Source organism: Salinivibrio sp. MA351 (assembly GCF_001996065.1).
GTDB lineage: Bacteria > Pseudomonadota > Gammaproteobacteria > Enterobacterales > Vibrionaceae > Salinivibrio > Salinivibrio costicola.
The window spans coordinates 62,806-77,803 of sequence record NZ_MUFG01000009.1; the positions used below are offsets into that span (position 1 = coordinate 62,806).

Sequence of the window (14,998 nt, forward strand, 5' to 3'; positions counted from 1 at the left end):
TATTAACGCATGATAAAGGATACCCCTATGACGCAAAAAACCGTCCATATTGGCGATACACCTGTTGCGAATGATCGCCCGTTCACCTTGTTTGCTGGCATGAATGTGCTGGAGTCACGTGATTTAGCGATGCAAATTTGTGAGCATTACGTCAAAGTGACTGACAAACTTGGCATTCCTTACGTCTTTAAAGCGTCGTTTGATAAGGCGAATCGCTCCTCGGTGCACTCTTACCGTGGCCCAGGGATGGAAGAAGGGTTAAAGATTTTTGAAGAGCTCAAGCGTACCTTTGGCGTCAAAGTGATCACCGATATTCATGAGCAATACCAAGCTGCGCCCGTGGCGGAAGTCGCCGACGTGATTCAGTTACCGGCGTTTTTGGCTCGCCAGACCGATTTGGTCGAAACCATGGCCAAAACTGATGCGGTGATTAACGTGAAAAAGCCTCAATTTATGAGCCCGGGGCAAGTGGGCAACATTGTTGATAAATTTGCTGAGTGCGGCAACGAGAAGGTGATTTTGTGTGAGCGTGGTAGCTGCCATGGTTACGATAACCTGGTCGTTGATATGCTGGGTTTTGATGTGATGAAAAAAGCCTCAAACGGTAGCCCAATTATTTTTGATGTGACCCATGCGCTCCAGTGTCGCGATCCGCAAGGCGCTGCATCCGGCGGCCGTCGTCAGCAAACCGTTGATTTAGCACGTGCAGGTCTAGGCACTAAAATTGCTGGCTTGTTTATCGAAGCGCACCCAGACCCAGATAATGCCCGTTGTGATGGCCCCTCAGCCCTGCCGCTGAATAAACTCGAGCCTTTCCTCGCGCAAATGAAAGCCCTGGATGATGTGATCAAAAGCTTTGCAGATATCGATATTCGCTAATCCGACTTATCGATACCCATAAAAAAGCTGCCCAACGTTGGCAGCTTTTTTTGTGCTCATTAGCAACAAACATGATTATGCAAAAGTAGGTGGCACTTAGTCAGAGAGTACAGTTAAAACCAGCCTTTGTGTCCATTCACATAGGTCGCGTCAAACTCTTTATCTGTTTTGATCAGATAAATGATGAATTCAACAAAAGCAATAATTCCGATGATAATGCTAGGGATGCCCAGCAAAATAAAACCAAACAGGAAGGCTAACAGCATGATAAGGCCTTCTTTGGTATAACCAAGATAGAATTTGTGTACGCCAAATGCTCCAAAGAAGAAGGCCAACAAGGCTGCTGGTATTTTCTTTGAGCTGGTCGCGGATACCGCTTCACCAAACACAGCGGTCGCTTTCCCATCTGATAGCGCAAAATCAACATTCATACCAGTCTCTGGTAGCGTGCCAGATTTCCACTCGTCCATGGTTAGATTATATTCAATCCCGTCTTCACCGGTGATCAGACCTTCGCGCTTTGTATTGTCAAAGCTCTTTATTACCCCTTTCATTTTTACTCCTGTAGCGTAGAAAAAATAGACAAAGTTTTTAGCACACTTTTAATGGTTGTCCAGTAATTTATCTATTATGTTGAACTGGTTAGACGTTTTTTTTAGGGATCACGCCGTGCTGCATGTCTTCATTTAGGCGCGTCACTAAATAGTCAATTAGAGTGCGGAGTCGTTTGGGCATCAAGGTACGATTAGCATACACCAAGCTAATGGGGACAGTGGGCATTTGCCAGTCAGTGAATAATTGCATCAAGCTGCCTGATTCAAAGTGGGGACGACACAAAAACGTGGGTAAAACTGCAATGCCTAAACCATCAAGGCAGGCCTGTAACGAGGCAGTAATGGTGTTAACCCGCAGTCGATAGGGCAGATCGATGTTAAAAACGTCTCCTTCTTCGTCATGCAACTCCCAAGACAGCAGCTTGACTGCTTGGTTATACACTTTGACTTGGCGGTGTGGTGGACGAAGATCTGAGGGAGCCGTGACAGTGCCTGTTTCAGCCAAATAAGCCGGACTGGCTGCCACAACTCGAGTCGCATTGGTCAGTAGCCGAGAAACGAGGTTTGAGTCTTTGCGTGTCCCCACTTGCGCGTAGAGATCAATGCCTTCACCAATAATGTCGACTTCACGGTTACTCATCTCAAGGTGCACGCGAATATGCGGATGCAGCTTGATGAATTCGTTGATGTACGGCCCCAATACCTGATGGCCGAGCTCTACGGGCATCACCACATTCAAATCCCCTTGGATCAATTCTTGGTGAGCGGTGATTTCAACTTCCGCCTGCTCCATGATGTCTTTCGCCAACAGGCACGATTGGTAAAAGCGCTCGCCCTCCGCGGTCAGCTTTAAGCTGCGCGTGGAGCGCGTGATCAAACGCACACCTAGATTGCGCTCAAGATCAGAGACTTTTCGACTGACCGTCGATTTTGTCATTCCCAGTGCCTCAGCCGCTTGCGTGAAACTGCCTAATTCCACCACTTTCACCAAGATAGCGAGCGCATTGAAGTCCAACATCCTTCCTCTAATTAAGTTTATTTTTGCAACAGTGTTTTTGATTATAGCGCGATTATTAATTAATACGATTGGTTTACAATTCGAAATACTTTGCTTGGTATTGATTTAACTAACATTAGTGAGACCTCATGACAGCCTCAACCGCTTCGAAACGCATTAAAGCGCCGCTATTGGCGACCTTGATATTCCTCGTGATTGGTGTGCTTGGCGCCGGGTACTGGTGGATGGAGGGGCAGTACCATGTCTCGACCGATAACGCCTACCTAAAAGGGGATATCGTCACCATCAGTCCCAAAGTCGCTGGCTATATCGTTGCCCGATATGTCGACGATAACCAGTTTGTAAAAGCCGGGACCTTACTGGCCGAAATTGACGATCGCGATTATCGCACCGCGGTCTCACAAGCTAAAGCAGCACTCGCCTCGGCAAGCGCTAGTGTCGAGCATCTGCACGCACAACAAACCTTGCAGAACAGTAAGATTCGCCAAGCCGCCAGCCAGATGGCATCCGCGCAAGCCGAGTACGATCGTGCCAAGCAGCAAGTGGCCCGTACCCAGCGTTTAATCGCGCAACATTATTCCTCTGAAGATGAACTGGATGCCCAACTTGCGCAGCAAAAAGTACGACTCGCCCAGTTGGAACAAGCTAAAGCCGCGCATCATGCCGCCAGTGACCAATTAGCTGTATTAGCCAGTGAGCTGAAACAAGCCCAAGCTGCGATTGATGATGCCACCGCTAAGCTGACACAAGCGCAGCTTAACTTGGATGACACCCGCCTTTATGCGCCTGTTGATGGGGTGATTGGTAAACGGAGTTTGCGCGTTGGCATGCTGGTTCAGCCGGGTATGCCGTTAGTCAGCTTGGTGCCTCAAGGGAAGGTGTGGGTTGAAGCGAATTTTAAAGAAACACAGATCGCGCATATCCAGCCGGGGCAATCGGTGGATATTGAAGTGGACGCGTTTCCCGGACAAGCACTACATGGCGTGATCGATAGCTTCTCGCCAGCCACGGGCGCACAGTTTGCGCTGCTGCCCCCTGAAAATGCCACGGGGAACTTTACGAAAATTGTTCAGCGGGTGCCGATTAAAGTCCGGATCCCTGATCAGCCACTTAAAGCCAAGTTATTGCCAGGGTTATCCGTGATTGCAACGGTAGATACACGAGGCTGAAGATGACCGCGACTACGTTAACGGCTGATGCCTACAGCGAGCAGGTGCCGCTCAAAAACTGGATTGCTCTCTTGGGTGGGTTGATTGGGGCCTTTATGGCCATTCTCGACATTCAAATCACCAATGCATCGCTAAAAGATATTCAAGGGGCGCTGTCGGCGACCTTGGACGAAAGCTCGTGGATCTCGACGTCCTACCTAGTGGCAGAGATGATTGCGATCCCGCTCAGTGGTTGGTTGTCGCGGGCGCTGGGCGTACGGCGCTATCTGACATGGACTACTGCGGTGTTTACGCTTTCGTCTTTTTTATGCTCACTGTCTTGGAATATGAGCGCGATGATCGTGTTTCGAGCGATGCAAGGCTTTAGCGGTGGCGCGCTGATCCCATTGGCTTTCTCGCTGGTGGTGCAACTGTTACCCGCCAACAAACAGGCGATTGGTATGGCGATGTTCGGTGTCACGGCGACGTTTGCGCCTGCCATTGGACCGACCTTTGGTGGCTGGCTGACGGAAAATCTGTCGTGGCACTATATTTTCTACATCAATATTCCACCAGCAATGCTGGTGATAGCCATGATCCGCTACGGACTTGAGGATACGCCGTTATCATTGTCATTGCTGAAAAAGGCCGATTGGGTCGGAATTGCCACTATGGCGTTAGGGCTCGGCTGCTTAGAAGTGGTTCTTGAAGAGGGCAATCGTGAAGATTGGTTTGGCTCGTCATTTATTATCACGCTCAGTGCGATTTCCGTGGTGAACATTGTCTACTTTGTGATTAACGAGCTGCAGCACCCCCGTCCACTGGTGAACTTGCGGCTACTGAAAGACAAGCAATTTGCCTTATCCTGCTTTGCCTATTTAATTTTGGGTATGGCCTTACTGGGCTCGATTTACGTGTTGCCGTTGTATCTCACCCAGATCCAACACTACAACGCGATGCAAATTGGCCAAGTACTGATGTGGATGGGGTTGCCTCAGTTGTTACTCTTTCCGCTCGTGCCTAAGTTAATGCGCGTGTTTCGCCCAACCCACATGGTGACATTTGGCTTTGTAATGTTTGGGCTAAGTTGTTACGTCAACACACACATGACCGTCGATTTTGGTGGTCAGCAGCTGGTTTTATCCATGATCCTGCGTGCCATTGGTAGTCCATTTATTATGGTGCCTTTGTCGATAGTGGCACTGAAGCATATCCAGCGTGATGACACGCCAGATGCCTCCTCACTCACCAATGTGATGCGTAATTTGGGCGGTGCGTTTAGCATTGCCATGATAGCGACCTTGCTAGATAACCAAACACGCTTGCACTTGGCGAACATCAAAGCCACCTTGTCCACAGTGAGCGAGCAAGGTTGGCAGCGTTTGCATCAACAAACAGATTGGTTTATCGCCACAGGCAGTGATGCCACCACCGCGTTGCATCAAGCACAAGCCAGCGTGCTGAATGTGATGCAACGTGACGCCGCCATCATGGCGTACAACGATGCCTTTATGGTGATGACCGGCTTCTTAGCATTGGCAGCCGTGGTGATCCTCTCGCTCGAAGACTAACCCCCGCTCGATAGTCACAACGCAAAATGGGAGCGGTGTACCGCCGCTTCCTTCGCTATCCTTCCTGATAAGTCCAAGTAGCTCGACCGACAAACAGCGTTGTCCGATGTATTCGGCTATTGTCGCTGTCTTTTCGTCTGCCACAGTGTCACTTGTTTGGGTTCGCCTTGCTGGCAAGATCAGCTTTGGTTGCGAAACACTGTCTAGCAGTGAGTACGAGCCGTTGAGGTTTTTAGATGTTTAGACGTCTATTTGTTGACTGGACGGCTAGAGGGCTGTAATCTTGTTGACAGTTTTATAAGAGGTATAACAAAACTGCCATGACAACATCAGCAAACACCACACCGAAGCCTTCTGCGCTTGCACTGCTTCCCCTGATTTTATTTTTAATCCTTTTTATTGGATCGGGCGTGTATTTTACCTTAGAAGGTGTCGACTACGCCTTTTATCAATTGCCTGCACACGTCGCGATTTTACCCGCGGTAATCTTGGCCATTGGCCTAAGCCGCGAGCGCCTGAATACGGCCATTGAGCAGCTCATTCGTGGCATGGGACATGGTGATATTATTGCCATGTGTTTAATCTATTTGCTGGCTGGTGCGTTTTCTTCGGTGGCGGATGCAACCGGGGGCGTGGAAGCCACGGTCAATCTTGGGTTAGCGCTGATCCCCGAAAGCCTTATTCTGCCGGGCTTATTTGTGATTGCGGCGTTTATTTCCACCGCAATGGGCACCTCGATGGGCACCATTGCCGCGCTTGCGCCTTTTGCATTGAACATGGCCACTGCAACTGGTCAATCGCCCGCTGTCATGGCAGGTGTATTGCTGAGCGGCGCGATGTTTGGCGATAACTTATCGTTTATCTCTGATACCACAATCGCGGCCACGCGCTCACAAGGCTGTAGCATGCGTGACAAGTTTAAAGAAAACGTTGGCATTGCCATTCCTGCTGCCATCGCTGCGATCATTCTGTTTGTATTTAATAATCAAAGTGCGCCAGTTGAAGCGCCTGAGAGCATTAACTACTTGGCGGTTATCCCTTACCTTTCGATCATCGTATTGGCACTGGCGGGACTAAATGTGTTTGTTGTCCTGACTTCAGGTATTTTGCTGGCGATGGGCGTGGGTCTGATGAGCACGCCTGACTTTACCTTGATGACGTTTAGCCAAGAGGTCAAAGACGGCTTTGCCAGCATGCAAGAAATCTTCGTACTCTCGTTAATGATTGGTGGTATTGCTGAATTGATGCGTTGCCAAGGTGGATTAAGCTTTTTGACCAACACAGTCAATAAAGTGATTGTCCGCTTTCAGAAAAACCAAGGTCAGCATCACTCTCGTGCGAGCGAGTTTGGCATCGCCTTGTTAGTGTCTTTCGCTAACTTATGTACGGCCAATAATACCGTGGCCATTGTTGTATCGGGCCAAGTGGCTAAAAATATAGCAACTGAGCATTCCGTACCGGCTAAGCGAAGTGCAAGCTTGTTGGATATCTTTTCATGTGTCGTGCAGGGCATGATTCCTTATGGCGCACAAATTCTGTTACTCGGTGCAAGCTTTGGGCTATCTCCTTTAGTGATTGTCAGCCATTCTTACTACTGTTTCTTTTTAGCCGCGTCTGCCTTAATTGCTGTCAGTAGTCGTCATTGGTGGCAAGCGCGCCGCGCGTAACCGTCACTTGAAAAAAACCACGGTGCTGGCTTTGTCTGTCTCATTAGCTAAGCAAAGGCTGCACCGTTTTTTAATGGTTTAGAGTCTTGGCTCTAGAAATTTTGCCCCGATCACCAAAGTCAGTAATTTTGGATATCGTATAGTGATCATCGCAACAAAAATATGAAATGGCTCAGCGCTATAGCAACAATTCTTTTAGACTAGATAGCGTTTTCTAACCACCGACAATGATGTCGATGGTGGTTTATCCCTCGCTAAAAAGGTCTATGATCATGAAGGAACGTCTTTGTTTAAAGGCAGCGGTTAGTGCTGCGTTAATTGCATCATTGGCAGGGTGTGCCAACTCAGGCTCTGAGACACCAGAGCAAGGTTGGGCGCCAGATACCACTTATAAACTCACCATTCTTCATACCAACGACAATCACGGTCGTTTCTGGCACAACCGCTATGGCGAATACGGCATGGCCGCGCGCAAAACGCTGATCGATGAGCTGCGTACAGAAGCACAAGCAGAAGGCAGTGAAGTGCTACTGCTCTCAGGCGGTGACATCAATACCGGTGTCCCAGAGTCTGATCTACTCCACGCGGAACCGGATTTTAAAGGGATGACGCGCATCGGTTACGACGCCATGGCAATTGGTAACCACGAGTTTGATAACCCATTGAGCGTGCTCGAGCAGCAAATGCAGTGGACCGATTTTCCAATGCTGTCTGCCAACATTTACGATAAAGAAACGGGCGAGCGCAAATTCCAGGCCTACGAGATGTTTGAGCGCAATGGCCTAAAAATTGCGGTTGTCGGTCTGACCACAGAAGATACCGCGAAAATTGGTAACCCTGAGTACATTGGCTCGCTCGACTTCCGTGATCCGAAAGCAGAAGCGAAAAAAGTGATCGCCAAGCTCAAAGAAACCGAAAAGCCGGATATCATTATTGCGGCAACCCATATGGGCCACTATGCAGATGGCAAAAGCGGTGTAAACGCCCCGGGTGATGTGGCGTTGGCGCGCTATATGGATGATGGCGACCTTGACCTTATCATCGGCGGCCATTCACAAGAGCCGGTTTGTATGGAAGGACCGAACACGTATAACGAGAGTTTCGAGCCCGGTGATGCGTGTACCCCAGACCAGCAAAACGGCGCGTGGATCATGCAAGCCCATGAATGGGGTAAATATGTCGGTAAAGCCGAGTTTGAATTCCAGAATGGCGATTTAAATCTTGTCAGCTACGATCTTATTCCTGTGAACCTGAAAAAGAAAATCAAGGTTGATGGTGAGAGCCAGCGCGTCTTTATTCAAGATGAAATCGCAAAAGACCAAGCTTTGTATGACTTCTTGAAGCCATACCAAGACAAAGGCCAAGAGAAGCTCAACGTTAAGATTGCTGAGAGTAACGGCAAGCTAGAAGGCGATCGTGATGTGGTGCGCTTCCAGCAAACCAACCTAGGCCGCTTAATTGCTAAGTCGCATATGGAACGCGCTAACGCTGACTTTGCGGTGATGAATTCAGGCGGTGTGCGTGACTCTATTATCGCCGGTGATATCACTTACAAAGACGTGCTTAAAGTGCAGCCATTTGGCAACATGGTCACTTACACCGACATGAGCGGTAAAGAAGTGATGGATTACCTCAATGTGGTTGGCACCAAACCCGCAGACTCTGGCGCGTATGTCCAATTTGCCGGCGTTTCAATGGTGGTTGAAAACGGCAGCGTTCACGATGTGAAAATTGGCGGCGAACCGATTGATATGGAAAAAACCTATCGCTTTACCGTGCCAAGCTTTAATGCGGCCGGCGGTGACGGTTATCCAAAACTGACTAACCACCCAGGTAACGTCAACACAGGTTTTGTCGATGCGGAGGTGCTCAAAGACTACCTTGAAGCAAACAGCCCTATCGACGTCAACGATTATGCGCCACAAGGTGAGATTGTTTACAAATAAAACCGGATAAAATGGCGATAAAGATAAAGCGGCACCGATGCAGTGCCGCTTTTTTTATGTAATGATAATGCGGTGTTGGAGTAGTAGAGAAACATTATGACGCCAGCAATAAAATTGGCAGAAAAACAGGGAATTGCCTTCTCGGTTCATCAATATGCGCATGATCCAAATAATCCAAATTTTGGCGATGAAGCGGTTCAAGCGTTGGGGCAGGATCCGGCCCGAGTCTTTAAAACCTTATTGTTTTGTATCAATGGTGACAGTAAACAGCTGGCCGTTGCTATTGTGCCGGTAAAAGGAAGCTTAAACCTTAAAGCGGCCGCAAAAGCGGCGGGCGGGAAAAAAGCAACCATGGCCGACCCTCAGGTGGCACAACGCGCAACCGGATACCTTGTCGGTGGCATTAGTCCGCTCGGACAGAAAAAGCGTCTACCGACGTTTTTAGATGCCTCAGCAAAACAGTTTTCAACCCTGTGCGTTAGCGCGGGCCGTCGCGGTTTAGAAATTGAACTGTCCCCGGACGATCTGATGACATTAACCGCGGGGCAGTATGCTGCGATTGGCGAGTAAAAAAGAGGATAAACAAGCATGACATTGACCATTTGGGCATCGTTAGCCTTAGTTTGTATGCTGGGAGCGATGTCACCAGGGCCCAGCTTGGTGGTGATGGCAAAACATAGCCTCGCTAACAGCCGCCTACATGGCATTGTCGCCTCATGGGCCCATGCGTTTGGTGTTGGCCTGTATGCGTTAATTACCATGTTAGGGTTAGCGGTTATCTTTAAACAATCGCCTATCTTGTTCACGATTATCGCCTACGCAGGGGCGGCGTATCTCGGTTGGTTAGGGATCAAATCACTCCTGAGCAAAGGCGGCGTCGCGGCAAAGCTAGAGGCGGGCAAAACCGCAAGCCTTAGCGAAGCGGCGCGTGATGGCGCGATGATTTCCATGCTAAACCCTAAACTGGCGCTCTTTTTTATTGCCTTATTCAGTCAATTCGTCGCAGTAGGGTCTGACTTATTCAGTCGCAGTGTGATTGTGCTAACCCCATTATTGATTGACGGGCTTTGGTATACATTGGTGGCATTTTTGCTCTCAAGCCCCACCATTGTTGACAAAATCCGTCATCGTGGCGCTTGGATTGACAAGCTGTCAGGGGTGGTTTTAATCGCGCTAGCAATACGCGTGGTATTTACGCTGCAGTAAAGCAATAAAGCAACAAAGCAATAAAGCAAAAAGACTGGCAACTCGCCAGTCTTTTTGTTGTTCAGGCACGGTGACTGAGATGTCGTTCGCGGGTTTCTAACTTTTTCTCTTGGCTCTTTTTGAGCATCACATACAGCGCACCCGATCCGCCTTGATGCCGCAGAGCAGAATGAAAGCAGAGCACGTCAGAAATTTGTTGCAGCCACTGGCAGACATAGCTTTTCATCATTGCCGGTGGGTTGCTCCTTTCGCCTTTACCGTGAACGATAATCACGGTACGCACGTCCATTCGTTGGCACTGCTTTAGGAAGCGTAGAATTTCATCACGGGCTTTTTCCAACGACATCTTGTGCAGATCAAGTCGAGCATTAATGTCATATTTACCCAAGCGTAGCTTGCGAAAGACCCCGTCTTGCACGCCATCCCGCTTATAAGCCATGACATCGTCGGGTTTAACCATGGTGGCATAATCCAGTGATAGATACTCAGGATCACTGTGAGCTAACCTCTGTGCTGCGTACTGACGGGCAAGTTGCGCTTCAGTCGGCGAGTGCGGTCCGGCTTGGTCCTCAACCGTGTCCTGTTCGATTGGCGCCACGTCAGACATCATTTCTCGGAATAGCTCAAATTCGTTTTTATCACTCATCACTACAGGGCCATCTACGTCGTGGAGTCATTTGGGACAGTATAAACGAAAATAAAAAAAGAAACCTAGCGCCACACTCTGTGACCAACCGTGTAACACTAGGTTAAGCAAGTTTGCTTAAAGATAGGTAGGCAATAAAACAGGTTATTGAGGTTTAGATGTCATCACTTTGTAGACAAAATAGCCGCCAAAGAAACTGATCAGGGCAAATGTACAGATGATGACAATCATGGATGACAAGCCCACGGCGTTGCCGAAAAGTAGATCAAGCCAAAAGTCCATAGTCTGTACCCTCGTGTCCGTTAATGTAGGGTCAGAATGCCAATAGGAACTGTGTTGAATACTGATCAAGATCAATAGAAATGTCGAACAATTTATCAACACTTGTTAACCACGATGCGATCACAATTTGCTCGCAACTGATGCGACTTTCACCGTTTAACTGAGAGGGGAGAAAAAATACGTGATTAGGGCTTGAGGTTTCGTGATGCTTGAGTATGATAGTCGACCTCAGCACGGGGATGCATTTGATCGCATAGCTCTGTGCTTGACAAGACGAACATCAGTTCGTAAAACTTGTCATATGTCGGTGAATAGCGCAGTTTGGTAGCGCATCTGGTTTGGGACCAGAGGGTCGGGGGCCGGAAGCCGGTCCAATCGAATCCTTCTTCACCGACCACTATTTTTAAGCTCGGTACTCTAGGATTACTTGGCTGATGTAAAGAACATTGTCGGTGAATAGCGCAGTTTGGTAGCGCATCTGGTTTGGGACCAGAGGGTCGGGGGTTCGAATCCCTCTTCACCGACCATTATTTTAAAACTGAGTGATCGAAGGTTACTTGGTTGACGTAAAAAGCATTAACGGTGAATAGCGCAGTTTGGTAGCGCATCTGGTTTGGGACCAGAGGGTCGGGGGTTCGAATCCCTCTTCACCGACCACTATCCAGGTAGTGGAGAGCGTATTTGGTCGGGGGCCGGGAGCCGGTCCCGCGGGGGCCGCCCCATCAAATCCCTCTTCACCGACCAACGCAAAACCCCAGCCTTTTGGCTGGGGTTTTTTCGTTTTCTCGGTCCAGCACTTAAGGCTTAGGGTAGTGCTGGAATGCTTGGGTATTGCCTGCCTTATCAAACGCCATGACCGTATAAGGCTGTTGACGATCGCCGTATTCCATACCTGGTGAGCCAATCGGCATGCCTGCAACGGCCAGTCCTTCTAACCCCGTATTGGTGGCCAGGAGCTTTTTCACCTCTTGGGCAGGAACGTGTCCCTCAATCACATAGCCATTAATACGTGCGGTATGACATGACTGCATATCAGCTGGGACGCCCATGTCTTGCTTGACTGACGCCATGTTGTCATGCGGTTTTACCTCTAGCTCAAAGCCGGCTTGCTCCATATGCTCAACCCAATCGTCGCAGCAGCCACAGCTGGGGGATTTATACACCACACCGCTCGCGGCCATCGCCGAGGCACTCATTAGGCCCACTGTTGCTACAAGTAGTTGTAAACGCTTCATTATCGCTCCTTGTTACTTATCGTCTGATTTTATTTTGAAAAAACGTAATCGGTTTGCATTGGTCACCACCGTGATCGAAGAGAGCGCCATTGCGCCACCCGCGATCACCGGACTGAGCAACATGCCGGTAAAGGGGTAAAGGATGCCGGCAGCGATCGGAATCCCCAAGGTGTTGTAGATAAAGGCACCAAAGAGATTTTGTTTCATGTTGCGTACCGCGGCTTGAGATAGCCCAATGGCGTCTGCCAAGGCGCCAAGGTGTTGGTGCATCAGCGTAATTTGCGCGCTTTCTATCGCAATATCGCTGCCGCTGCCCATCGCCACACCGACATCGGCTTGCGCAAGTGCCGGCGCATCGTTGATACCATCACCGACCATGGCAACGCATTTACCTTGCTGTTGGAGAGACTGGATTTGTTCCGATTTTCCATCAGGCAGCACACCGGCAATAACGTGATCAATGCCCAGCTGACGGCCAATCGCATTGGCGGTATCTGGGTGGTCGCCAGAGAGCATGATCACCTCAAGCCCCTGTTGTTGCAGGCGAGCGATCGCGTCTATGGCATCATCACGAATCGGATCACTGACACCAATCAGCGCTTGTACGCTGTCCGCATTGGCAAGGTAAATCGCGGTTTCGCCACGCTGAGTCATGGCGTCGATATCGGTTTGGTGGGCGTCAGTATCTATCTCTTGTGCCTGCATCCACGCTTGGTTGCCGATGTAGTAACGTTCACCGTCGATCTTGGCCTGGATCCCTTTGCCAGATTCACTGTTAAAGTCATTTGATGTCGGCAACGCAAGTGTCTGCTGCTTGGCATAGCCAACAATCGCTTGGGCCAATGGGTGCTCGGAGTGTTGCTCCAGTGAGGCAGCAATTGCCATGAGGCGCTCTTGGTCGCCGTGAATAGCATTCACATGCGTGACTTCGGGCTGGCCGCGGGTCAGTGTGCCCGTTTTATCAAACACCAAGGTGTGCAGTTTTGCCGCGGTTTGCAGCGCATCAGCATCACGGATTAAGACCCCGACTTCGGCGGCGCGACCCACCGCAGCGGTAACGGATAGAGGGGTCGCCAAGCCAAGCGCGCAGGGGCAGGCGAWGATCAACACCGTGGTCGCGGTGACCAGCATGTAGCTGACCGACGGCTCTGGACCGACAAAATACCAGATAGCCGCGGTAACAATGGCAATGGCGACCACGATAGGCACAAATACCGCTGAAATACGGTCGGCAAGCTTCGCCAGTTCAGGCTTACTACTTTGCGCTTCGCGCACTAAATCAATAATACGTGCCAACATGGTATCGCTGCCCACACCAGTGGCTTTAAAGGTTAAGCCACCTTTTTGGTTCACGGTCCCGGCATGAAGCGTGTCCCTCGCTGTTTTATGAACAGGCACAGGCTCACCGGTCAGCATGGATTCGTCGATATAGCTGCTGCCATCAACCACTTCACCATCAACCGGTACCTTAGCGCCAGGTTTAACCCGCAGTGTCATTCCCTGTTTCACTTCATCAAGCGGACGCTCTGTTTCTTGTCCGTTTTCAATGACTAAGGCTGTAGGTGGCTGTAAATCAAGTAATTGGTCGAGTGCTTTAGACGTATTGGCACGGGCACGTGCTTCAATCGCATGGCCTAAGCTAATCAAACCAATGATCATGGCTGAGGCTTCAAAATACACATGACGGGCTTGCTCTGGGAATAATGCAGGCGCGATGACCACCGCGGTGGAATACAGCCACGCGGCACCGGTACCGAGCGCCACCAACGTATCCATGGTGGCACGTTTGTGCATCAGCGCTTGCCAGGCATTGGCAAAGAAGTGACGGCCACCGGTTGCAAGAAGCAAGAGGGTTACCACCGCAATGGCGCCCCACGCCCACTGATCTTGGCTCGATTGAATGGTCATACTGCCACCGAATACGCCCCAAGCCATCAGTGGCGCCCCCAAGCCTAAGCCCGCGAACGTACTGCGTTTAAAGTTTTTTAGCTCGTTGGCTTGCTGGGTTTGCTGGCGCTCACGCCGATCATTATCGTCTTCGACTTTTTCCGCGCCATAGCCAGCGTTTGCTACTGCCGCAACAATGGCGTCTGACGATGCACTGCCTTTAACAATCGCGCTACGCTCGGCTAGGTTAACGCTCACGTTCGCCACGCCATCCACACCGCTAATCGCGTTTTCTACGCTTTGCACGCAGCTTGCGCAGGTCATACCGGATAATACGTATTGCTGACGGCTGGCCTTGCTTGAATCTGCAGGATTATCGACCGAGGATGACTTGGCTTCCGATGCTTCCGATGCTTCTGAGGTTTCTGGATTCGCGTTACGTGCGTCTGTCTGCGCTGGTGATTCGTTGTCAGTGCTCACGTTTGCGTCATTATCAGATGCGCGTGCCGCTTGATAACCCAGCTGGTGGATAATCTCAATCAGTGCATCAGCACTCAAGCTCGTGTGCACCTCGGCATGGGTTTTACTGACGGCGTGTGTAAACACGGTGGGCTGCTCGTCCAATGCTGCTTCTACTTTAGCGACACAGCGGCCACAGTTTAAGCCACTTAACGTGAAATGATGGCGGTAGCCGACATGATAGCCAAGCGATTCAATTGCTGAGACTGCTTGGCGAAGAGAATATTGTTCGCTTTCGCCCCAGGTCTCAAGCGAGAGTGATTGGGTGTCAACGTCCTCAATGCGAACGCCGTCGATATCCTCGAGCGCTTTCGTCACTTTTTTCACACAGCCTTGGCAGCTTAGGCCACTTAACGGCAGTGTGTAATAGGTGATCTTGGTGTCGGTCGTCGTCATTGCCTCTCCTTGATAGCCTCTCATCGTGAGATGTTGGCGGTTGT

General features: G+C 50.0%; 13 protein-coding genes and 3 tRNA genes. 10 read left to right on the plus strand and 6 right to left on the minus strand.

From position 1 onward, the window contains the following. Window positions 1-27: 27 nt before the first annotated feature. A complete protein-coding gene (gene kdsA, locus BZG78_RS06950; protein ID WP_077575925.1) occupies window positions 28-879 on the plus strand; it encodes a 3-deoxy-8-phosphooctulonate synthase in 852 nt (283 codons plus the stop codon). A 113-nt stretch (window positions 880-992) separates the two neighbouring features. Here kdsA and BZG78_RS06955 read toward each other — a convergent pair whose 3' ends face one another. Beyond that, a complete protein-coding gene (locus BZG78_RS06955; protein WP_077660757.1) occupies window positions 993-1,433 on the minus strand; it encodes a TM2 domain-containing protein in 441 nt (146 codons plus the stop codon). 88 nt (window positions 1,434-1,521) lie between these two features. Beyond that, window positions 1,522-2,448, minus strand: coding sequence for a LysR family transcriptional regulator (locus tag BZG78_RS06960; protein ID WP_077660775.1), 927 nt, complete (start codon window positions 2,446-2,448; stop codon window positions 1,522-1,524). A gap of 131 nt (window positions 2,449-2,579) precedes the next feature. Here BZG78_RS06960 and BZG78_RS06965 point away from each other — a divergent pair, with 131 nt between their 5' ends. The 6 genes from BZG78_RS06965 to BZG78_RS06990 all read left to right on the plus strand — a co-directional run bounded on the left by BZG78_RS06965 (window position 2,580) and on the right by BZG78_RS06990 (window position 9,989). After that, on the plus strand, window positions 2,580-3,620 hold the full coding sequence (locus BZG78_RS06965; protein ID WP_077460065.1) for an HlyD family secretion protein: 1,041 nt from the start codon (window positions 2,580-2,582) through the stop codon (window positions 3,618-3,620). 2 nt (window positions 3,621-3,622) lie between these two features. Further along, entirely contained in the window at window positions 3,623-5,170 is a 1,548-nt protein-coding gene (locus BZG78_RS06970; protein ID WP_077660758.1) for a DHA2 family efflux MFS transporter permease subunit, read from the plus strand. A gap of 320 nt (window positions 5,171-5,490) precedes the next feature. Beyond that, entirely contained in the window at window positions 5,491-6,837 is a 1,347-nt protein-coding gene (locus tag BZG78_RS06975; RefSeq protein ID WP_077660759.1) for a Na+/H+ antiporter NhaC family protein, read from the plus strand. A gap of 272 nt (window positions 6,838-7,109) precedes the next feature. Next, complete coding sequence (gene ushA, locus BZG78_RS06980; RefSeq protein ID WP_077660760.1) at window positions 7,110-8,783, plus strand: bifunctional UDP-sugar hydrolase/5'-nucleotidase UshA; 1,674 nt, start codon at window positions 7,110-7,112, stop codon at window positions 8,781-8,783. Window positions 8,784-8,879: 96 nt separating this feature from the next. Beyond that, a complete protein-coding gene (gene ybaK / locus BZG78_RS06985; protein WP_025744494.1) occupies window positions 8,880-9,353 on the plus strand; it encodes a Cys-tRNA(Pro) deacylase in 474 nt (157 codons plus the stop codon). 18 nt (window positions 9,354-9,371) lie between these two features. Further along, window positions 9,372-9,989: a LysE family translocator gene (locus BZG78_RS06990; protein WP_077460070.1), complete on the plus strand. Its 618-nt coding sequence runs from the start codon at window positions 9,372-9,374 to the stop codon at window positions 9,987-9,989. Between the two features lie 61 nt (window positions 9,990-10,050). On the opposite strand, the gene smrA is transcribed toward BZG78_RS06990, so the two are convergent. Both smrA and BZG78_RS07000 read right to left on the minus strand, forming a co-directional pair. Next, a complete protein-coding gene (smrA, locus tag BZG78_RS06995) occupies window positions 10,051-10,635 on the minus strand; it encodes a DNA endonuclease SmrA (protein WP_025744495.1) in 585 nt (194 codons plus the stop codon). A gap of 144 nt (window positions 10,636-10,779) precedes the next feature. Beyond that, window positions 10,780-10,917 carry a DUF3149 domain-containing protein gene (locus tag BZG78_RS07000; RefSeq protein ID WP_025675231.1) on the minus strand — a complete coding sequence of 46 codons (138 nt, stop codon included), beginning with the start codon at window positions 10,915-10,917 and terminating at the stop codon, window positions 10,780-10,782. A gap of 305 nt (window positions 10,918-11,222) precedes the next feature. Here BZG78_RS07000 and BZG78_RS07005 point away from each other — a divergent pair. The 3 genes from BZG78_RS07005 to BZG78_RS07015 all read left to right on the plus strand — a co-directional run bounded on the left by BZG78_RS07005 (window position 11,223) and on the right by BZG78_RS07015 (window position 11,574). After that, window positions 11,223-11,314: transfer RNA gene (locus BZG78_RS07005), tRNA-Pro, on the plus strand. A gap of 53 nt (window positions 11,315-11,367) precedes the next feature. Then, window positions 11,368-11,444, plus strand: a tRNA-Pro gene (locus tag BZG78_RS07010). Between the two features lie 53 nt (window positions 11,445-11,497). After that, window positions 11,498-11,574 (plus strand) — tRNA-Pro (locus BZG78_RS07015). A gap of 140 nt (window positions 11,575-11,714) precedes the next feature. On the opposite strand, the gene BZG78_RS07020 is transcribed toward BZG78_RS07015, so the two are convergent. Further along, window positions 11,715-12,152 (minus strand): DUF411 domain-containing protein, encoded by a 438-nt coding sequence (locus BZG78_RS07020; RefSeq protein WP_077460072.1) that lies wholly within the window; start codon window positions 12,150-12,152, stop codon window positions 11,715-11,717. A gap of 12 nt (window positions 12,153-12,164) precedes the next feature. Continuing rightward, on the minus strand, window positions 12,165-14,954 hold the full coding sequence (locus BZG78_RS07025; RefSeq protein ID WP_199877170.1) for a cation transporter: 2,790 nt from the start codon (window positions 14,952-14,954) through the stop codon (window positions 12,165-12,167). Window positions 14,955-14,998: the final 44 nt, after the last annotated feature.